Raw genomic sequence first — 21107 nt, forward strand, 5'->3', positions numbered from 1 at the left:
GTCCCGCTAGTTACGACACCCCCGCCGCCCGGGGGCCCCGCCCCCGGCGCTCGCCGCGCGCGGGCGCGCGCCCCCCCCCGCGCCGCGGGGCGGGGGGCTCCAGGCCAGCCCCACACCCCCGCATCCCCACACCCCCGCATCCCCACACCTCCTAAGGGGCCTCCAGCCACCCCTCGTACTCGGCCGCGAACGCGTCCAGTGCCCGGGGGTCCAGCCGCCGCTGCGGGTCCTCGACGACGACCAGCCACTGCGCGTCCTCGGCGTCGTCCTCCCCGGCCAGCGCGTCCCGGACCAGCTGGGGCTCGTCGGTCACCCCGAAGCGGTCGGCCACCTCGCCGGCCACCTCTTCGGCGGCGTCGCGGTCGGGCAGTACCAATACGTGTCTCACATCCGCATCTCTCACATCGCTCACCGGACCATTCTCGGGCACGGCCGGAGCCCCGGTGCGGCGGGCGGCGGCTCGGCCGGGGCCCCGGCACCACGGAGGTCCGCAGGGCTTGTCAGTGCCCCATGGGATGCTGGACCGCGATGATCCGGAAACAGAGTCAACAGAGTCAGCGGAACTCCGCGGACGACCCGCTCGTGCCGCTCACCCTCGCCGTGGGCCAGGAGGACCTGCTGCTCGACCGCGCCGTGCAGCAGGTGGTCGCCGCCGCCCGCGCGGCCGACGCCGACACGGATGTCCGCGATCTCACGTCCGACCAGCTCCAGCCCGGCACGCTCGCCGAGCTGACCAGCCCCTCGCTCTTCGCGGAGCGCAAGGTCGTCATCGTGCGGAACGCACAGGACCTCTCCGCCGACACGATCAAGGACGTGAAGAGCTATCTCGGCGCCCCGGCCGACGAGATCACCCTGGTGCTCCTCCACGCCGGGGGCGCCAAGGGCAAGGGGCTGCTGGACGCCGCACGCAAGGCCGGCGCACGCGAGATCGCCTGTCCGAAGACGACCAAACCGGCCGAGCGGCTCTCCTTCGTACGGTCGGAGTTCCGCGCCCTGGGCCGTTCCGCGACCCCCGAGGCGTGCCAGGCGCTGGTCGACTCCATCGGCAGTGATCTGCGGGAGCTCGCGAGCGCGGTCTCGCAGCTCGTCGCGGACGTCGAGGGCACGATCGACGAGGCGGTCGTCGGGCGGTACTACACGGGGCGCGCCGAGGCCTCCAGTTTCACGATCGCCGACCGGGCCGTCGAAGGGCGTGCGGCCGAGGCGCTGGAGGCGTTGCGCTGGTCGCTGTCGACCGGGGTCGCTCCGGTACTGATCACCAGCGCTCTGGCGCAGGGGGTCCGGGCCATCGGCAAGCTCTCGTCGGCGCGTGGCGGGCGCCCCGCCGACCTCGCGCGTGAGCTGGGTATGCCGCCGTGGAAGATCGACCGGGTACGGCAGCAGATGCGCGGCTGGACACCCGACGGGCTTGCGGTGGCACTGCGCGCGGTCGCGCAGGCGGACGCCGGGGTCAAGGGCGGCGGTGACGACCCGGAGTACGAGCTGGAACGGGCCGTGGTCATGGTGGCACGCGCCGCCCGGATGCGCCGCTGAGCGGGCCGGCGTCGCAAGTGCGGATGCCGGGTCTGCCGACACCGAAGAGCGCGGGGGCGCCGAGACTGGCGGCGCCGTGACGCCGGAGGCCGTAAGCGCCTAAGGCGGGCAACCCCGGTGGGGCCCCCAAGGCTCCCCACACCGAAGGCCCCGCCTCCATCCTGGGGAAGGACAGAGGCGGGGCCCCGGCTCAAGCGTTGGTGCGCCGCACCCGCGTGGCGAACGCAGGCCGTGTGCGGCGCGGGGTGTCGTACCGGAGCGGTAGAGGGGCCGCTGGGCCCGGGACGACGGGGTGGGGCCTGGAAAGGCCCCGTAGCGAAGTCACTCGAAAGCGGTCAGCCGTGCGGCCGGACCGGATCGGTCAGCTTCAGGCGGAGATGGCGGCGACGCGCTTGGCGATCGCCGACTTCTTGTTGGCCGCCGAGTTCTTGTGGATGACGCCCTTGCTGACGGCCTTGTCGAGCTGCTGCGAGGCCAGCCGGGCGGCCGCGGTGGCCTTCTCGACGTCGCCCGCGGCAGCGGCCTCACGGGACTTGCGGATCGCGGTCTTGAGCGACGACTTGACGGCCTTGTTGCGCAGGCGCGCCTTCTCGTTGGTCTTGTTCCGCTTGATCTGGGACTTGATGTTCGCCACGAAAAGCCTTTTCAGGTTCGATGATTTCCGAGCATTCCGATGCCTCCGCGCGGGCCGGTACGAACCGTGTGGAGCGTTCGACCGGAAGGCCCAGGAGGCACAGCTGACCACGGTACCAGCCCGCCCTCCACCGGCCCAAAACGGGATCGGCCCCCCGGTCATGGGACCATGGAGCCTACGTATCGATCCGCCATCGCCCGAGACGAGACGCCCGGCGTCTCAAGAATCAGGACCCTGCGTGCCCGCGACTCCTACCCACGTGCCCGAGCCGAGCCGTACCGACCCGGCGCTGATCCGCAATTTCTGCATCATCGCGCACATCGACCACGGCAAGTCGACCCTTGCCGACCGGATGCTCCAGCTGACCGGGGTGGTCGACCAGCGGCAGATGCGCGCCCAGTACCTCGACCGTATGGACATCGAGCGCGAGCGCGGCATCACGATCAAGTCCCAGGCGGTGCGGCTGCCCTGGGCGCCCACCACGGGCGGGGACCTGGGCACCACCCATGTCCTGAACATGATCGACACCCCTGGTCACGTGGACTTCACCTATGAGGTCTCCCGTTCCCTCGCCGCTTGTGAGGGCACGATCCTGCTGGTCGACGCGGCCCAGGGCATCGAGGCGCAGACCCTCGCCAACCTCTATCTGGCGATGGAGAACGACCTCACGATCGTTCCGGTGCTCAACAAGATCGACCTGCCGGCCGCGCAGCCCGAGAAGTTCTCCGAGGAGCTGGCGAACCTCATCGGCTGCCAGCCCGAGGACGTGCTCAAGGTTTCCGCGAAGACCGGCGTCGGGGTGGACGCGCTGCTCGACCGGGTCGTCAAGGACGTCCCGGCCCCGGTCGGGGTGGCCGACGCCCCCGCCCGCGCGATGATCTTCGACTCGGTCTACGACTCGTACCGGGGCGTCGTCACGTACGTCCGGGTCGTCGACGGCTCGCTGAACAAGCGTGAGCGCATCCGGATGATGTCCACCAACGCCACCCACGAGCTCCTGGAGATCGGCGTCTCCTCGCCGGAGATGACCCCTTCTGATGGTCTGGGCGTCGGCGAGGTCGGCTACATCATCACCGGGGTGAAGGACGTCAGGCAGTCGAAGGTCGGTGACACCATCACCTCGCTGCAGAAGGGCGCCACCGAGCCGCTCGGCGGCTACAAGGACCCCAAGCCGATGGTGTTCTCCGGGCTCTACCCGCTGGACGGCTCGGACTACCCGGACCTCCGCGAGGCCCTGGAGAAGCTCCAGCTCAACGACGCCGCCCTGGTGTACGAGCCGGAGACCTCGGCGGCACTCGGCTTCGGTTTCCGGGTCGGCTTCCTCGGCCTGCTCCACCTCGATGTGGTCCGGGAGCGGCTGGAGCGCGAGTTCAATCTGGAGCTCATCGCCACCGCGCCCAACGTGGTCTACCGCGTGGACATGGAGGACGGCACCGAGCACACCGTCACCAACCCGAGCGAATTCCCCGAGGGGAAGATCGACAAGGTGCACGAGCCGGTCGTACGCGCCACGGTGCTGGCCCCCAGCGAGTTCATCGGCGCGATCATGGAGCTGTGCCAGAACCGCCGCGGCACCCTGCTCGGCATGGACTACCTCTCCGAGGACCGGGTCGAGATCCGCTACACCCTGCCCCTCGCCGAGATCGTCTTCGACTTCTTCGACCAGCTGAAGTCAAAGACCCGCGGCTACGCCTCGCTCGACTACGAGCCCACCGGCGAGCAGGCGGCCCAGCTCGTCAAGGTCGACATCCTGCTGCACGGCGACAAGGTCGACGCGTTCTCCGCCGTCACGCACAAGGACAAGGCGTACGCGTACGGGGTGCGGCTCGTCGCCAAGCTGCAGAAGCTGATCCCGCGGCAGAACTTCGAGGTGCCGATCCAGGCGGCCATCGGCGCCCGTGTCATCGCCCGTGAGACCGTCCGCGCCATCCGCAAGGACGTGCTCGCCAAGTGCTACGGCGGTGACATCTCCCGTAAGCGGAAGCTGCTGGAGAAGCAGAAGGAAGGCAAGAAGCGGATGAAGATGGTCGGCAATGTGGAGGTCCCGCAGGAGGCCTTCATCGCGGTGCTGTCGACCGACGAGTCCGGCGAGAGCAAGAAGAAGTAGCCGGTACGAGAACGGTACGAGACCGGTACGAGAACGCCAGGAACCGTCGGGAAACGGCGGCAACCGGAACGGCAGTCGGCAGACGGGCCCCCGCGCTACGGCACGGGGGCCCGTTCGTTATGAAGCACACGGCCGTTCCCTCTTACGTTGGGGGACAGCGGCGCTCTACTCTGATCACTAGTTACTCGCCAGTTTAATAACAGCCACCAGCCAGTCGCGCAGAGCTGCCCGCAGGCCCGGAGGACGACGTCGTGAGCGACACACAGACTTTGATCGAGACCCGGCCGCCCTCCGTGGCGACCCTTTTCACCCAGCGGGTTGCCGAGACGCCCGATGCCGAGGCGTACCGCTATCCGGTGCCCGCGGCCTCCGGCGAGGGGCCCGACGAGTGGAAGTCCCTGAGCTGGGGCCAGGCGGCCGAGCGGGTGTACGCCATCGCCGCCGGTCTCGTCGAACTCGGCGTGCGGCCCGAGGAGCGCGTCGCGCTCGCCTCGTCGACCCGGGTGGAGTGGATCCTGGCCGACCTCGGCGTGATGTGCGCGGGAGCCGCGACGACGACGATCTACCCGTCGACCAATACCGAGGAATCCGCGTACATCCTCTCCGACTCCGAGAGCCGGGTGCTGATCGCCGAGGACGCCGCGCAGCTGGCCAAGGCGCGGGAACGCCGTGCCGAGCTGCCCGACCTCCGTCATGTCGTGGTGATCGACAGCGCGGGCCTGGAGCCCGACCCGACGGACGAGGCCGACTGGGTCCTGTCGCTCGCCGATCTGGAGGCCCGCGGGGCCGCGTACCTGGCGGCGAACCCCGGGGCGGTCAAGGAGCGGATCGGTGCCATCACCGCCGACCAGCTCGCCACCCTGATCTACACGTCGGGCACCACCGGCAGGCCCAAGGGGGTCCGGCTGCCGCACGACAACTGGTCGTACATGGCCAAGGCCACCGTGAGCACCGGGCTGATCACCAAGGATGACGTCCAGTACCTCTGGCTGCCGCTCGCGCACGTCTTCGGCAAGGTGCTCACATCCGGCCAGATCGAGGTCGGCCATGTCACCGCGGTCGACGGCCGGGTTGACAAGATCATCGAGAACCTTCCGGTCGTCCAGCCGACCTATATGGCAGCCGTCCCCAGGATCTTCGAGAAGGTCTACAACGGGGTCGCGGCCAAGGCGCGGGCCGGCGGCGCGGCCAAGTACAAGATCTTCCAGTGGGCCGCCGACGTGGCGCGCGAGTACGCGAAGGTCACTCAGGACAACTTCCGGCACACGGGCTCCGCTTCGGCGCCGTTCGCGCTCTCCGCGAAGCACAAGGCCGCGGACGCCCTGGTGTACGCCAAGATCCGCGAGGCCTTCGGCGGGCGGCTGCGTGCCTGTGTCTCGGGCTCGGCCGCGCTCGCCCCCGACATCGGGCTCTTCTTCGCCGGGGCGGGCATCCACATCCTGGAGGGGTACGGCCTCACCGAGTCCAGCGCCGCCTCCTTCGTCAACCCCGGCGAGGCCTACCGCACCGGCACCGTCGGCAAGCCGCTGCCCGGCACCGAGGTCCGGATCGCCGACGACGGCGAGGTCATGCTGCGCGGGCCCGGCATCATGGCGGGCTACCACCGGCAGCCGGAGAAGACCGCCGAAGTGCTGGAGTCCGACGGCTGGTTCCACACCGGCGACATCGGTGAGCTGTCGTCCGACGGCTATCTGCGGATCACCGACCGCAAGAAGGACCTGATCAAGACGTCCGGCGGCAAGTACATCGCACCGGCCGAGGTCGAGGGCCAGTTCAAGGCGGTCTGCCCGTTCGTCTCCAACATCCTGGTGCACGGCGCGGACCGTAACTTCTGTACGGCCCTGATCGCCCTGGACGAGCCGACCATCCTGGGCTGGGCCGAGGAGAACGGCCTGGGCGGCCGGAGCTACGCCGACGTGGTGGCGTCCAAGGAGGTCGAGTCGCTGATCGACGGCTATGTGCAGCGGCTCAACGAGGGGCTCCAGCGCTGGCAGACCGTCAAGAAGTTCCGGCTGCTGCCCCGCGATCTGGACATCGAGCACGGCGAGCTGACCCCCAGCCTCAAGCTGAAGCGGCCGGTCGTCGAGCGCGAGTACAAGGGGCTCATCGAGGAGATGTACGCGGGGACGCGCGAGGCATAGCGGCAGCGCGGGGCGTCAGGGCCTGTCGGCACTTCGCGGAGACGGCTCAGCGGAGACGGCTCAGCGGACACGGCTCAGCGGACACGGCTCAGCGGACACGGCCCAGCGGACACAGCCCAGGGGGGCGCACGGGGCATAGGGGGCGCACGGGACGGGCGCGGAACAGGACCGGTGGCAGGCTCAGCCGCCGGTCCTGTTCCGCGGGCCACCGCCGTGCCCCGCCCCGCACGCCGTGCCCCGCCTCTCCCGTTCCCTCGTCCGAGGGACACCTCCGGACGGCGGCAGGATCCCGGCCGGGGCCGTCGCCGTACCGGAATCCCAGTCTCCGCCACCCCGCCGACCAGTGCCTTCTCCATTCGACACGGCCCATTTGAGTAACTCGACGCATATGGGCGGGCCCGGTCTGTCACTCTGTCGTTGTCGTCGTCGCGCAACGCCAGATCCGGTCAGGGAGCCACCGAGTGGGGTCCATTCCCGTACAGAGGGAGACAGCGGGCCCCGCCGTGCGCCCCTCAGGTCCGGCGGACGGCGTGTCGTCGGTGGTCCGCACCAGCCTGCCCGGCAACCCGCTGTCCCCGTCGGCCGCCCGCAGATTCGTCCGGGCCGCGCTGGCCGACTGGACCGCGCTCGGGCTGCCCGCCACCACCGGGTTCACCGACCAGCTGGCCGAGGACTCCGTCCTGATCGTCAGTGAACTCGTCACCAACGCCGTCGTGCACGCCGGCACCACGGTCGAGGTGCTCGTACGGCTGGAAGGCGCGGCGGGCGACGAGGCGCCCGCCCTGGTGATCGAGGTGTCCGACCACCACCCGTCCCGGGAGGTGCGCAACGAACCGGAGGACCAGCACGACGGCATGCCGGAGTACGGCCGCGGGCTGCGGCTCGTCTCCTCCCTGGCCGAGGCCTGGGGCATCACCTACCGGACCGGACTCAAGACGGTCTGGACCCGGCTGCCGCTCGACGGCGGCGATCCGCGGCCCGCCCCCGGCAGCGGCAGCCTCCGGCGCGGACTGCGCGCCGCCGAGATCCTGGCCCCCGCGCCCCGGCGCGCACAGGGCGGCGAACGCGAGTGGAGCAGCAGCGGGGCGCTCAGCTTCCTCGCCGAGGCATCCGAACTGCTCGCCGGGCAGTTCGACGAGGACATGATCGCCGCCCTGGCCGGACAGCTCCTGGTGCCCAGGCTCGGCGACTGGTGCGCCGTCTGGCTGGACCCGGAGGCCGGCGGCCCCGGGCGCAGACCGAGGCTGTCGCGGGTCTGGCACGCCCACGAGAACCGGATCGACGAGCTGCGGGCCGTACTGGAGAAGGACCCGCCGCAGCTGCCCGATTCGGCGCGCGGCGGCGCCGTACCCCTGGAGTGGCCACTCGCCGACGGTGCGGCAGGCGCCGACGGCACGGTGCTCGGCTACCGGCTGCTCACCGCGGGCCGCCCGCTGGGCACCCTGCTCCTCGGCCGCAACGCCGGGCGCCGCGCCCACGAGGAAGTGACCGCCCTGGTGGGCGACTTCGCGCGCCGGGTCGCGCTGGCGGTCAGCGCCGCCCGCCAGTACACCCGGCAGGCCACCATCAGCCGGGTCCTGCAGCGCGGACTGCTGCCCAGCAGCGTCGCCGAGATCCCCGGCGTGGACAGCGCCCTTGTCTACGAGCCGCGCGGTGAGGGCGTCGCGGGCGGCGACTTCTACGACGTCTTCCCCGGCGAGAGCGCGGGTGGCCGCTGGTGCTTCGCGCTCGGTGATGTCCAGGGCAGCGGCCCGGAGGCGGCTGTCGTCACCGGGCTCGCGCGCCCCTGGCTGCGGCTGCTCGCCCGCGAGGGCTACCAGGTCTCCGAGGTGCTGGACCGGCTCAACAAGCTGCTGCTCGACGACGCGATGGAGACCGCCGAGGCGGCGGCCCGGATGGTCGCGGTGGCGGGCGGCCAGGAGCTGCACGAGGACCCCCAGTCCCGGTTCCTCTCCCTGCTCTACGGCGAGCTGGTGCCGCTGCCCGGCGGCGCCGGAGTGCGGTGCACCCTGGCCAGCGCGGGCCACCCGCTGCCCCTCCTGCTGAGCCCCGACGGGACCGTACGGGCCGCCGCCGCGCCCCAGATGCTGCTGGGTGTGGTCGAGGGCGTCGCGTACGAGAGCGAGACCTTCGACCTGCTGCCGGGCGACACACTGCTCTGTGTCACCGACGGCGTCACCGAGCGGCGGGCCGGCCCGCGCATGTTCGACGACGGCGACGGACTCTCGGCCGAGCTCGCGGGCTGCGCGGGGCTGACCGCCGAGGGCGTCGCCGAGCGGATCAAGCAGGCGGTCTACGCGTTCGGCGTGGAGCCGCTGGACGACGACATGGCGCTCCTGGTGCTGCGGGCGGAGTAGTCCCGGGGCCGGGGGACAATGGGGGCATGCCTTCCGTACTGCCCGATGGTGAGCCCATGCCCGATGACGGGGCGCTGCCCGGTCATGCCCTGAAGGGTGCGGGTGAGCGGCCGCTCGGGTTCTATCTGCATGTGCCCTACTGCGCGACGCGCTGCGGGTACTGCGACTTCAACACCTACACCGCGACCGAGCTGCGCGGTTCGGGCGGTGTGCTGGCCTCGCAGGACAACTACGCCACGACCCTCACCGAGGAGGTCCGGCTGGCCCGCAAGGTGCTCGGCGACGACCCGCGGCCGGTGAGCACGGTCTTCGTCGGCGGTGGCACACCGACCCTGCTCGACGCGGCGGACCTGGTACGGATGCTCGCGGCGGTCCGGGACGAGTTCGGCCTCGCCGAGGACGCCGAGATCACCACCGAGGCCAACCCCGAGTCCGTCGGCCCGGAGTATCTGGCGGAGCTGCGGGCCGGGGGGTTCAACCGGATCTCGTTCGGGATGCAGAGCGCGCGGCAGCACGTCCTGAAGATCCTCGACCGCACCCACACCCCGGGCAGGCCCGAGGCGTGTGTCGCCGAGGCGCGCGCGGCGGGCTTCGAGCACGTCAATCTGGACCTGATCTACGGCACGCCGGGGGAGTCCGACGACGACTGGCGGGCGTCGCTCTCGGCGGCGGTCGGCGCCGGGCCCGACCACATCTCCGCCTACGCGCTCATCGTCGAGGAGGGCACCCAGCTGGCCCGCCGGATCCGCCGCGGCGAGGTGCCGATGACCGACGACGACGAACACGCGGACCGCTATCTGATCGCGGACTCGGTACTGGCCGACGCGGGGTTCTCCTGGTACGAGGTCTCCAACTGGTCCACCACCGATGCGGGCCGCTGTCTGCACAACGAGCTGTACTGGCGCGGTGCGGACTGGTGGGGCGCGGGCCCCGGCGCGCACAGCCACATCGGCGGCGTGCGCTGGTGGAACGTCAAGCACCCCGGCGCGTACGCGGCGGCCCTGGCGGCCGGGAAGTCACCCGGCGCGGGCCGGGAGATCCTGCCGGCCGAGGACCGCCGGGTGGAGCGCATCCTGCTGGAACTGCGGCTGCGCGACGGCTGCCCGCTGGACATCCTGGCCCCGGCGGGGCTCGCCGCTTCCCGGCGCGCCCTGGGGGACGGGCTGCTCGATGCGGGGGCCTACGAGGCGGGGCGGGCGGTGCTCACCCTGCGGGGGCGGTTGCTGGCCGACGCGGTGGTGCGGGACCTGGTGGACTGAGGGCCGGCGCCGCCCACTCGGGGCTCCCGCCCCGGACCCCGCTCCTCAATCTCCCCCAGCTACCGCTGGGAGGCGCCCCCAGGAGGGGCGTCAGTCCTCCGGTGCCGTCACGAAGTCGATCAGTTCCTCGACGCGGCCCAGCAGCGCGGGCTCCAGATCGCGGTAGGACCGTACGTTCGCGAGGATGCGCTGCCAGGCGGCGCCGGTGTTCTCGGGCCAGCCCAGCTCCCGGCACACCCCCGTCTTCCAGTCCTGTCCGCGCGGTACGGACGGCCACCCCGCGATCCCCACGGACGACGGCTTCACCGCCTCCCAGACATCGATGTAGGGGTGCCCCACCACCAGCGCATGGTCACTGGAGACCTCCGCCGCGATCCGGGACTCCTTCGAACCGGGGACCAGGTGGTCGACCAGCACCCCCAGCCGCGCGTCCGCCGCCGGGGCGAACTCCGCGACGATCCCGGGCAGATCGTCGATGCCCCCCAGATACTCGACCACGACCCCCTCGATCCGCAGATCGTCGCCCCACACCCGCTCGACCAGCTCCGCGTCGTGGCGCCCCTCGACATAGATCCGCCCGGCCCGCGCCACCCGCGCCCGCGCGCCCGGCACCGCCAGCGAACCGGACGCGGTCCGGTCGCTGCGCCGGGGCGCCGCGGTGGGGCGTACGAGTGTGACCGGGCGGCCCTCCAGAAGGAAGGCGCGCGGCCCCATCGGGAACACCCGGTGCTTGCCGAAGCGGTCCTCCAGGGTGACCGTCGGACCCTCGGCCGTCTTCTCGCACCTGATCACCGCACCGCAGAAACCGGTGGCGATCTCCTCGACCACCAGATCCGGCTCGGCCGCGACCTCGCGGGCGGGTGTCTGCTTCTTCCACGGCGGCGTGAAGTCGGGGCTGTAGCTGCGCATTCCGCAGACGCTACGACACCCCGGGGCGCGCTGCCAGCATCCGCCGCTGAGCACGGACGAACGCGGCGTCGACCACGGCCCCGTGCCCCGGTACGTACAGGGCGTCCTCGCCGCCCAGCGCCAGCAGCCGGTCCAGCGCGGCGGGCCAGCGCCCCGGCATCGCGTCCGGGCCCGCCTGAGGCTCGCCCGACTCCTCGACCAGATCACCGCAGAAGACGACGGTACGGCCGCCCGGCGCCCCCTCGGGCCTCCCGCCCGGTCCGCCGTGCCCACCCGGCCCGCCGTACCCACCCGACTCGCCGTGGCCCGGCCCTCCGCTCCCGCCCGGGACGAGCAGCGCCAGGTCGTGGCCGGTGTGGCCGGGGCCGCAGTTCACCAGGGTGACCCTCCGGCCGCCCAGGTCGAGGGTCAGCTCCCCGGAGACGGGATGGTGCGGGGCGACCAGATGCGCCACCGCCTCGGCGGCCTCGGCCGCCGGGACCCCGTGCCGTACCGCGTCCTCGCGCAGTGCGTCGGCGCCGCGCGAGCCCCGGGTGAGCAGCGCCTCCGTCCCCACCGCCCCGTACACCTGGACGCCTGCGAACGCGGCCGTGCCCAGCACATGGTCGAAGTGCGGATGGCTCAGCGCGACATGGGTCACCCGGCGGCCCAGCGCCGCCTCCGCGCGCAGCCGGACCTCCCGGCCCTCGCGCAGGGTCGCGCCCGTGTCGAAGAGCAGCGCGCCGTAGCGGCCCGCCACCAGCCCGGCCGTGGCGTCCCAGCGCGGGAGCCGGCACCGGCCCACGCCGGGCGCCAGATGCTCCCAGCCGGAGTTTTCCCAGGAGGAGATTGTCCAAGAGGGGTCAGTGGCGTCCATACCCCGACGTTATCCCCGCCCGGCGGAGACCGGCGCGACCGCGCGACAGGCCGCCCTTGCCAGCGGTGAACCCCTCCGCCGTACACTGGGACGCTGCTGGCACTCGAACATTCCGAGTGCCAGGAAGGTCCGGATCGACAGCTGGAGGTGTGCGCGGGTGCTCAGCGAACGCAGACTCGAAGTGTTGCGCGCCATCGTCCAGGACTATGTGGGCACCGAGGAGCCGGTCGGTTCCAAGGCGCTCACCGAGCGGCACCGGCTCGGTGTCTCACCGGCCACCGTCCGCAATGACATGGCGGCCCTGGAGGACGAGGGATTCATCGCCCAGCCGCACACGAGCGCGGGCCGCATCCCCACGGACAAGGGGTACCGGCTGTTCGTCGACCGGCTCGCGGGGGTCAAGCCCCTCTCGTCGCCCGAGCGGCGCGCCATCCAGAACTTCATGGACGGCGCCGTCGACCTCGACGACGTGGTGGCCAGGACCGTACGGCTGCTGGCCCAGCTCACCCGGCAGGTCGCCGTGGTGCAGTACCCGTCGCTGACCCGTTCCACGGTGCGGCACGTGGAACTGCTCGCGCTGGCCCCGGCCCGGCTGATGCTCGTACTGATCACGGACACCGGACGGGTCGAACAGCGCATGATCGACTGCCCGGCGCCGTTCGGTGAGACTTCTCTCGCGGACCTCCGCGCCCGGCTCAACAGCAGGGTGGTGGGGCGGCGCTTCGCGGACGTCCCACAATTGGTGCAGGACCTGCCCGAGTCCTTCGAACAGGAGGACCGGGGTACGGTTTCCACGGTGCTCGCGACCTTGCTCGAAACGCTGGTCGAGGAGACCGAGGAACGGCTGATGATCGGCGGAACCGCCAATCTGACGCGATTCGGACATGACTTCCCACTGACCATCAGGCCGGTGCTGGAAGCGCTTGAGGAGCAGGTCGTGCTGCTCAAGCTGCTCGGTGAGGACTCGGGCATGACCGTACGCATCGGGCATGAGAATGCCCACGAGGGCCTGACGTCCACATCGGTCGTCGCCGTCGGCTACGGTTCGGGCGACGAGGCAGTCGCCAAACTCGGCGTGGTCGGACCGACCCGCATGGACTACCCCGGAACGATGGGAGCGGTACGCGCAGTGGCACGTTACGTCGGACAGATCCTGGCGGAGTCGTAAGTGGCCACGGACTATTACGCCGTTCTCGGCGTGCGCCGCGACGCTTCCCAGGACGAGATCAAGAAGGCATTCCGGCGATTGGCGCGCGAGCTCCACCCGGACGTCAATCCCGATCCCAAGACGCAGGAACGCTTCAAGGAGATCAACGCCGCCTACGAGGTGCTGTCGGACCCGCAGAAGAAGCAGGTCTACGACCTCGGGGGCGACCCGCTCTCGCAGGCGGGCGGCGGCGGAGCCGGCGGCTTCGGCCAGGGCGGCTTCGGCAACTTCTCGGACATCATGGACGCGTTCTTCGGTACGTCGTCCCAGCGCGGGCCGAGGTCGCGTACGCGGCGCGGCCAGGACGCGATGATCCGGCTGGAGATCGACCTCAACGAGTCGGCCTTCGGCACCACGAAGGACATCCAGGTCGACACCGCTGTGGTCTGCACGACCTGCAGCGGCGAGGGCGCCGCCCCCGGCACCTCGGCCCAGACCTGCGACATGTGCCGCGGCCGTGGCGAGGTCTCACAGGTCACCCGGTCCTTCCTGGGTCAGGTCATGACATCGCGGCCCTGCCCGCAGTGCCAGGGCTTCGGTACGGTCGTGCCGACCCCGTGCCCCGAGTGCGCGGGCGACGGGCGCATCCGCTCCCGCCGCACCCTGACGGTGAAGATCCCGGCCGGTGTCGACAACGGCACCCGGATCCAGCTCGCGGGCGAGGGCGAGGTCGGCCCCGGCGGCGGCCCCGCCGGTGATCTGTACGTCGAGATCCACGAGCTGCCGCACGCGGTCTTCCAGCGGCGCGGCGACGATCTGCACTGCACGGTGACGGTCCCGATGACGGCGGCGGCGCTGGGCACGAAGGTGCCGCTGGAGACGCTGGACGCGCTGGAGGAGGTCGACATCCGGCCGGGCACGCAGTCCGGCCAGTCGATCCCGATGCACCAGCGCGGCATCACGCATCTGCGCGGCGGTGGCCGTGGCGACCTGATCGTGCATGTCGAGGTGCTCACCCCGACGAAGATGGACGCCGAACAGGAGCGGCTGCTGCGGGACTTCGCCAAGATGCGCGGCGAGGAACGCCCGACCGGCCAGTTCCAGCCGGGGCAGCAGGGGCTGTTCTCCCGGTTGAAGGACGCGTTCAACGGGAGGTAGCCCGCGGTTGTTCTTCTGCCGGGGGCCCGGGCACCCGGGGGCCGACGCCCCGGCGGTCGTCTTCGGGCCGCCACCGATTCGGTGCGGTGCGGAGGACGTGGCACGATGCGGTCATGTCCTCCGTACTCGCCGATCTCTGCCGATATCCGATCGTGCAGGCCCCCATGGCGGGCGGTGCTTCAGGCCCGCAGCTCGCCGCAGCCGTCTCCGAGGCCGGCGGTCTCGGGTTCCTCGCCGCCGGGTACAAGACCGCGGACGGCATGTACGAGGAGATCAAACAGCTGCGCGGGCTGACCTCGCTGCCCTTCGGCGTGAACCTCTTCATGCCGCAGTCCGAGAGCAACCCCGACCCGGCCGCCGTCGAGGTCTACAGCCACCAGCTCGCCGGTGAGTCCACCTGGTACGAGACGCCCCTCGGCGATGTCCACGGCAGCACGGACGACGGGTACGAGGCCAAGCTGGCCGTACTGCTCGACAACCCGGTCCCGGCCGTCTCCTTCACCTTCGGCTGCCCCTCCCGTGACGTGCTCGACGCCTTCGACCGGGCCGGCACCTTCACCATCGTCACCGTCACCACTCCCGAGGAGGCGCAGACCGCCCAGTGGTGCGGTGCCGACGCGGTCTGTGTGCAGGGCATCGAGGCGGGCGGCCACCAGGGCACCCACCGCGACGACCCGCAGAACGACGGCACGGGCATCGGGGTGCTGTCGCTCATCACGCAGGTCAGGGAGACCGTGCAGCTGCCGGTCGTGGCGGCCGGCGGGCTGATGCGCGGCGCCCAGATCGCCGCGGTGCTCGCGGCGGGCGCGGACGCGGCCCAGCTCGGTACGGCCTTCCTGGTGTGCCCCGAGTCCGGGGCGAACAGGCTGCACAAGCAGGCCATGACCAATCCGCTCTTCGTCCGCACGGATCTCACCCGCGCGTTCAGCGGGCGCCCAGCGCGCGGCCTCGTCAACCGCTTCATGCGCGAGCACGGCCCGTACGCCCCCGCCGCCTACCCCCAGGTGCACTACCTCACCGCCGGACTGCGCAAGGCCGCCGCCGGGGTGGGCGACGCCCAGGGCATGGCGCTCTGGGCCGGGCAGGGCCACCGCCTCGCCCGGGAACTGCCCGCGGGACAGCTGGTCGAGGTGCTGATCTCCGAACTGGCAGCCGCCCGCGCGGTGTTGGCCGGGGGCGACGCGTCATGACCGCCCCGGTCTTCGTCGTCGAGACGGTCCCAGGACCGGGTACGGCATCCGGCGCCACCTTCCTCCTGGACGGCCCCGAGGGCCGGCACGCGGTCTCCGTGAAGCGGCTGCGGGCGGGCGAGGACGTCGTACTGACCGACGGCGCGGGCCGCTGGGCGCAGTGCGTGGTCCTGGCGGCCGAGGGCAAGGACCGGCTGGAGCTCCGGGTGGACGCCTGCACCGAGGACGCGTCACCGGTCCCGCGGATCACCGTCGTACAAGCGCTGCCCAAGGGCGACCGCGGCGAGGTCGCCGTCGAGACCATGACCGAGACCGGCGTCGACGTGATCGTGCCCTGGCAGGCGTCGCGCTGCATCACCCAGTGGCGCGGCGACCGGGGCGCCAAGTCCCTCGCCAAATGGCGCAGTACGGCACGGGAGTCGGGCAAGCAGTCCCGGCGGACCCGCTTTCCCGAGGTCACCGAAGCGCTGAGCACCAAGCAGGTCGCCGCGCTCCTCGCCGACGCCGACCTGGCGGGGGTGCTGCACGAGGACCAGGAGTACGGCAGCGAGCCGCTGGCCGCGGCCGAACTGCCCGCCCGGGGCGGGATCGTGCTGGTGGTCGGCCCCGAAGGGGGAGTGTCACCGGAGGAGCTCGCGGCGTTCACGGCGGCCGGGGCCGGGGTGTACCGGCTGGGGCGCAGTGTGCTGCGGACCTCCACGGCGGGGACGGCCGCGGCGGCGCTGCTGCTGGCCAGGACGGGACGCTGGAGCTGAGCCGTCCGGCAGGGGGAGTGGTCCGGTCCGCCACCCGCGGAGGCGGCGCGAAAGCTACGAGCGGTCCGCCACCCGCGGGAGCGGCGCGAAACCCGCGAGTGGCCCGCCATCCGCCGGAGTGGTCAAGCCACCCGCGAGAGTGAAGTGGCCGAAGAGAGGCTGCACTTCGGGCCCGTTGAGTGGGACCCTGCTCCGTATGGGGGCATCGAGGCATGTGCGATACCGGTCGGTTCTCGTGGCGTTCGGCGCCGTCTGCGCGGCCGTGTCGGGCCTCACGGCCTGCGATCCGGTCGACGGGCTGAACACCGCATCCATCGCCTACACCACCGACACCACCGCCACCAGCGCCCTTGAGCACCACGGCGTCGGCGTCACCTGGCTCTCCTGCACCGCGGACGCCGAGGGCGGCGCCTCGCCCGCGTCCTCCACCGCCAAGCACCGCGTGGCAGAGGTCGACTGCCAGGGCAGGACCAAGGACAAGAAGGACATCACGGTCAAGGGCCGGGTGACCAGGAGCGTCGACGGACGCTGTGTGGGCGGCAGCCTGACCAGCACGGTCGGCGGGCAACTGGCCTTCAGGGCCACCCTCCTTGGCAACTGCGCGGCCCCGCACCACGACACCGCCACAGCGCCGCGCGCCTCGGACCACGGCGGCGGCGGGGCACATCCCACGGTGACGGTGACCGCCACCGTCACCCAGTACCCGGGCAAGTAGCCACCGCCCGGCCGGCACTTAGGTATCCCGTCTAGGTATCCCGCCCGCGGATTTAGGTGTACGGATCTTCGCCCCACTCCCGCGCGCGGCGGGCTTTCGCCGGTCAGAGTGGGGCCATGGCTGCACTTCCCGAACCGGACGTCCTGCCCGAGCCGGAGCTCGGTGCGCTCTCCGAACGCCTCGCCGCCACCCGTCTGGTGACCCTCACGGGCCCCGGCGGCGTCGGCAAGTCACGGCTGGCCGGCAGAGTCAGCGACGCCGCCCCGCGCACCGGTGCGCCCGTGCACCGGGTCGACCTCTCCGGCTGCCCGGACGCGGCGCTCGTCCCGTACCTGGTGGCCACCGCGCTGCACACCGCGCCCGCCCCCGGCACCGACCCGGTGCGCGCGGTGCTCGACCTGCTCGCCGACAGCCGGGGGCTGCTCCTCCTCGACACCTGTGAACATGTGCTGACGGGCTGCGCGTACCTCGTCGGCCGGCTGCACGACAGCTGTCCTGAGCTGCGGATCCTGACCACCAGCCGCAGACCGCTCGGCGTACCGGGCGAGGACCTGGTGGAGGTCGCGCCGCTGTCCCGCGAACAGACCGCCGGACTGCTCAGGGAGCACGCCGCCTCATACGGTGTGGAGCTGCCGGACTGCTGGGCCGGGCGGCTGGCCGGGCAGCTCGACGGCGATCCGCTCTCCACCCTCCTCGCCGCCCGGAGCCTGCGGCAGATGCCCGCCAAGGAGCTGTACGAAGTGCTCCGCTCGCCCGGCGGGCGCTTCGCCGTCCTCACCGACGGCCCCGGCGACCCGGCCAGGCACCGCACGCTCCTGGAGACCGTCGAGTGGAGCCACGAGCTGTGCAGCAGGGCCGAACGGCTGCTCTGGGCCCGGCTGTCGGCGTTCACCGGACCCTTCACCGCCGAGCAGGTCCGCACGGTCTTCCCGGACGGATCCTCGCTCGCCTCGCTGGTGAGTTCGTCGGTGGTGCTCGCGCAGCGCGGCGGGACCTACCGGCTGCCGCTGGCGCACCGGGAGTACGGACAACTCAGGCTCGCCGGACTGGGCGACAGCCTAGGGTGATCCCTGTGACACAGCCTTCCTATCTCCGGTTTCCGCATGTCCAGGGCGATCTGATCGCCTTCACCGCAGAGGACGACGTCTGGATGGCCCCGCTCGACGGCGGCCGTGCCTGGCGTGTCAGCGCCGACAACAGCCCCGTCAGCCATCCACGGATATCGCCCGACGGCCACTGGATCGCCTGGACCTCCACCAGGGACGGCGCACCCGAGGTGCATATCGCCCCGTCCGACGGCGGCCCCTCCAGGCGTCTGACGTACTGGGGCGACGCCCGGACGTCGGTCCGGGGCTGGACCCCGGACGGCGAGGTGCTCGCCATCAGCACCCAGGGCCAGGTCTCGCTGCGGCGCAGCTGGGCGCGGGCCGTCCCGGTCGACGGCGGCCCGGCACGGACCCTGCCGTACGGGCCGGTCGGCTCCCTCGCGTACGGCCCGGAGGGGCGGGTACTGCTCCTCTCCGCGACGATGGGCCGCGAGGCCGCCAGCTGGAAGCGGTACCGGGGTGGCACCGCGGGCAAGCTGTGGACCGGTGAGACCGGCGGCGACTTCGTACGGCTGCACGCCGGACTGGACGGCAACATCGAGTGTCCGCTCTGGGTGGGCGGCCGGGTGGCCTTCCTCTCCGACCACGAGGGCACCGGGGCGCTCTACTCCTCGCTCCCGGACGGCTCGGAGCTGCGCAGGCACACCCCCATCGACGGGTTCTACGCCCGCCAGGCCGCCACCGACGGCACCCGGGTCGTCTACATGGCGGCCGGTGAACTGTGGATCGTCGACGACCTCGAAGGCGCCGGACCCCGCCGGATCGAGGTCCGCCTCGGCGGCCAGCGCACCGACCTCCAGCCGCACTCCGTGCGCGCCGGGCACCACATCGGCACGGTCTCCCCCGACCGCACCGGACGCGGAAGCGCCGTCGAGTCGCGCGGCGCCGTGCACTGGGTCACCCACCGCGAGGGCCCGGTCCGCGCGCTGGCCGCCGAACCGGGCGTACGGGCCAGACTGCCCCGCACCTTCCGTGCGGACGGCGCCGAGCAGGTCGTCTGGGTCACCGACGCGGAGGGCGAGGACGCCCTGGAGTGCGCGCCCGCGACCGGGGCAGGCCCGGCCGCCGCCCCGCGCCGTATCGCCCAGGGCCGTATCGGCCGGGTGCTCGGGCTCGCCGCGGCCCCGGACGGCAGCCGGTTCGCCGTCGCCGCACACGACGGACGGCTGCTGGTCGTCGAGCGCGAGTCCGGCGATGTGCACGAGGTGGACCGCAGCGCCGACGGTGACGTGTCGGGCCTGGTCTTCTCACCCGACTCCGCCTGGCTCGCCTGGTCGCACCCCGGCCCGGAGCCGCTGCGCCAGCTCAAGCTCGCGCACCTCGCCGACCTCTCCGTCGCCGATGCCACCCCGCTGCGCTTCCGGGACTTCGCCCCGGCCTTCACGGCCGACGGCAAGCACCTCGCCTTCCTCTCCGAGCGCGCCTTCGACCCGGTCTACGACGCGCACGTCTTCGACATGGCGTTCATCGGCACCTGCCGCCCGCATCTGCTGACGCTCGCCGCGACCACACCGTCCCCTTTCGGGCCGCAGCGGCACGGCCGCGCGACCGAGAAGGACAAGGAGGCCGACGAGCACGACGCACCCACCGCGCTGCCCGTCACCCGGATCGACCTCGAAGGTCTCGCCGACCGGATCGTTCCGCTGCCCGTCGAGGCCGGCAGCTACTCGACGCTGCGCGCCGCCAGGGACGGACTGCTCTGGCTGCGCCATCCGCTGCGCGGGGTCCTCGGCACGAGCGGGGCCACCCCCGACGCCCCCTGGCCCGGTACCGTCCTGGAGCGGTACGACCTGGAGAAGCTGCGCGAGGAGGAACTCGCCCCGGACGTAGACCACTTCGAGGTCAGCGGCGACGGCAAGCGGCTGGTGCTGCACACGGACGGCAAGCTGCGCGTCGTCCCCTCGGACAGCCGGGTCTCCAAGCCCGAGGCGGACGAGGACAGCGAGCGCAGTGTCTCCGTCGACCTCTCCCGGATCCGCCGGACCCTCGACCCGGCCGCCGAGTGGCGGCAGATGTACGAGGAGGCCGGGCGCATCATGCGGGACAACTTCTGGCGCCCCGACATGTCCGGTGTGGACTGGGACGGGGTCCTGGACCGGTACCGGCCGGTCCTCGACCGCATCGCCACCCACGACGACCTGGTCGACCTGCTCTGGGAGGTCCAGGGCGAGCTGGGCACCTCGCACGCCTATGTGACACCGCTCGGCGGCTGGCGCGACGACACCACCCGGCAGGGGTTGCTCGGCGCCGACATCTCCCGTACGGAGGACGGCCGTTGGCGTATCGACCGGGTGCTGCCTTCGGAGACCTCCGACCCCGCGGCACGCTCACCGCTCGCCGCGCCGGGCGTCGCGGTCCGCGCGGGTGACACCGTGCTCGCCGTCGACGGCCAGCCGGTCGACCCGCTCACCGGCCCCGCACCGCTGCTCACCGGCTCGGCGGGCAAGCCCGTCGAGCTCACCGTCTCACCCGCGGACGGGGGCGACCCCCGCCATGTGGTGGTCGTACCGACCGGGGACGAGGAGGCGCTGCGCTACCACGCGTGGGTGGCCGACCGCCGGGCCTATGTCCATGAGCGGTCCGGGGGCCGGCTCGGCTATCTGCACGTCCCCGACATGGTCGGCTCCGGCTGGGCGCAGCTCCACCGCGACCTGCGGGTCGAAGTGGCCAGGGAGGGCCTGGTCGTCGACGTACGGGAGAACCGCGGCGGCCACACCTCGCAGCTGGTGGTGGAGAAGCTGGCCCGCCGTATCGTCGGCTGGGACCTGCCGCGGGGGATGCGGCCGTCCAGCTATCCGCAGGACGCCCCGCGCGGCCCTGTGGTGGCCGTCGCCAACGAGTTCTCCGGCTCGGACGGCGACATCGTGAACGCGGCGATCAAGGCACTGCGGATCGGACCCGTGGTCGGCACCCGCACCTGGGGCGGCGTCATCGGGATCGACAGCCGGTACCGGCTGGTCGACGGGACCCTGGTGACCCAGCCCAAGTACGCCTTCTGGCTGGAGGGTTACGGCTGGGGCGTGGAGAACCACGGGGTCGACCCGGACGTCGAGGTGGTCCAGGCACCGCAGGACCACGCGGCGGGGCGCGACCCGCAGCTGGACGAGGCGGTCAGGATCGCGCTCGCCGCCCTGGAGGAGACCCCGGCGAAGACCCCGCCGGGCCTGCCGGGCTGACGGCCGCGCGCCCCCCCGCCGCCGCGCCGGGGGCGGCACCCGCGCGGCGCGAAGCCTGTCGCGA

The 21107-nt window shown here is 72.1% G+C and carries 16 protein-coding genes; 12 read left to right on the top strand and 4 right to left on the bottom strand.

Translation table 11 applies throughout. From position 1 onward, the window contains the following. Positions 1-151: 151 nt before the first annotated feature. Positions 152-388, bottom strand: a complete 237-nt coding sequence (locus tag ACFXBC_RS18640) for a hypothetical protein (RefSeq protein ID WP_385024945.1) — start codon at positions 386-388, stop codon at positions 152-154. Between the two features lie 140 nt (positions 389-528). Here ACFXBC_RS18640 and holA point away from each other — a divergent pair, with 140 nt between their 5' ends. Further along, positions 529-1533 carry a DNA polymerase III subunit delta gene (gene holA / locus ACFXBC_RS18645; protein WP_385024948.1) on the top strand — a complete coding sequence of 335 codons (1005 nt, stop codon included), beginning with the start codon at positions 529-531 and terminating at the stop codon, positions 1531-1533. A gap of 367 nt (positions 1534-1900) precedes the next feature. Here holA and rpsT read toward each other — a convergent pair whose 3' ends face one another. After that, entirely contained in the window at positions 1901-2167 is a 267-nt protein-coding gene (gene rpsT, locus ACFXBC_RS18650) for a 30S ribosomal protein S20 (RefSeq protein WP_385024951.1), read from the bottom strand. A 238-nt stretch (positions 2168-2405) separates the two neighbouring features. On the opposite strand from rpsT, the gene lepA reads away from it, so the two are divergent. The 4 genes from lepA to hemW all read left to right on the top strand — a co-directional run bounded on the left by lepA (position 2406) and on the right by hemW (position 10031). After that, complete coding sequence (lepA, locus tag ACFXBC_RS18655) at positions 2406-4274, top strand: translation elongation factor 4 (RefSeq protein WP_385024954.1); 1869 nt, start codon at positions 2406-2408, stop codon at positions 4272-4274. Between the two features lie 251 nt (positions 4275-4525). Then, positions 4526-6415 (top strand): AMP-dependent synthetase/ligase, encoded by a 1890-nt coding sequence (locus tag ACFXBC_RS18660; RefSeq protein ID WP_385024957.1) that lies wholly within the window; start codon positions 4526-4528, stop codon positions 6413-6415. Positions 6416-6876: 461 nt separating this feature from the next. Next, positions 6877-8772, top strand: coding sequence for a SpoIIE family protein phosphatase (locus ACFXBC_RS18665; protein WP_385024960.1), 1896 nt, complete (start codon positions 6877-6879; stop codon positions 8770-8772). 56 nt (positions 8773-8828) lie between these two features. Next, complete coding sequence (gene hemW, locus ACFXBC_RS18670; protein ID WP_385024993.1) at positions 8829-10031, top strand: radical SAM family heme chaperone HemW; 1203 nt, start codon at positions 8829-8831, stop codon at positions 10029-10031. Between the two features lie 90 nt (positions 10032-10121). On the opposite strand, the gene ACFXBC_RS18675 is transcribed toward hemW, so the two are convergent. Both ACFXBC_RS18675 and ACFXBC_RS18680 read right to left on the bottom strand, forming a co-directional pair. Then, positions 10122-10940 (bottom strand): DUF3097 domain-containing protein, encoded by an 819-nt coding sequence (locus ACFXBC_RS18675; protein WP_385024963.1) that lies wholly within the window; start codon positions 10938-10940, stop codon positions 10122-10124. A 10-nt stretch (positions 10941-10950) separates the two neighbouring features. Next, a complete protein-coding gene (locus ACFXBC_RS18680) occupies positions 10951-11796 on the bottom strand; it encodes an MBL fold metallo-hydrolase (RefSeq protein ID WP_385024966.1) in 846 nt (281 codons plus the stop codon). A 157-nt stretch (positions 11797-11953) separates the two neighbouring features. Here ACFXBC_RS18680 and hrcA point away from each other — a divergent pair, with 157 nt between their 5' ends. The 7 genes from hrcA (at position 11954) to ACFXBC_RS18715 (ending at position 21043) form a co-directional block, all read left to right on the top strand. Further along, positions 11954-12964, top strand: a complete 1011-nt coding sequence (gene hrcA, locus ACFXBC_RS18685; protein WP_385024969.1) for a heat-inducible transcriptional repressor HrcA — start codon at positions 11954-11956, stop codon at positions 12962-12964. Then, positions 12965-14101, top strand: a complete 1137-nt coding sequence (dnaJ, locus tag ACFXBC_RS18690) for a molecular chaperone DnaJ (protein WP_385024972.1) — start codon at positions 12965-12967, stop codon at positions 14099-14101. It abuts the gene before it with no gap. A gap of 113 nt (positions 14102-14214) precedes the next feature. After that, positions 14215-15291: a nitronate monooxygenase gene (locus ACFXBC_RS18695; protein ID WP_385024975.1), complete on the top strand. Its 1077-nt coding sequence runs from the start codon at positions 14215-14217 to the stop codon at positions 15289-15291. Beyond that, entirely contained in the window at positions 15288-16046 is a 759-nt protein-coding gene (locus ACFXBC_RS18700; RefSeq protein ID WP_385024978.1) for a 16S rRNA (uracil(1498)-N(3))-methyltransferase, read from the top strand. Before ACFXBC_RS18695 ends, ACFXBC_RS18700 begins: the two co-directional genes overlap by 4 nt. A 196-nt stretch (positions 16047-16242) precedes the next feature. Continuing rightward, positions 16243-16761, top strand: coding sequence for a hypothetical protein (locus ACFXBC_RS18705; RefSeq protein WP_385024980.1), 519 nt, complete (start codon positions 16243-16245; stop codon positions 16759-16761). A gap of 116 nt (positions 16762-16877) precedes the next feature. Beyond that, positions 16878-17828, top strand: a complete 951-nt coding sequence (locus tag ACFXBC_RS18710) for an ATP-binding protein (protein ID WP_385024984.1) — start codon at positions 16878-16880, stop codon at positions 17826-17828. Between the two features lie 5 nt (positions 17829-17833). After that, positions 17834-21043 carry a S41 family peptidase gene (locus tag ACFXBC_RS18715; protein ID WP_385024987.1) on the top strand — a complete coding sequence of 1070 codons (3210 nt, stop codon included), beginning with the start codon at positions 17834-17836 and terminating at the stop codon, positions 21041-21043. The last annotated feature ends 64 nt before the right edge of the window (positions 21044-21107 follow it).

The organism is Streptomyces sp. NPDC059398 (genome assembly GCF_042751845.1).
Classification (GTDB): Bacteria; Actinomycetota; Actinomycetes; order Streptomycetales; family Streptomycetaceae; genus Streptomyces.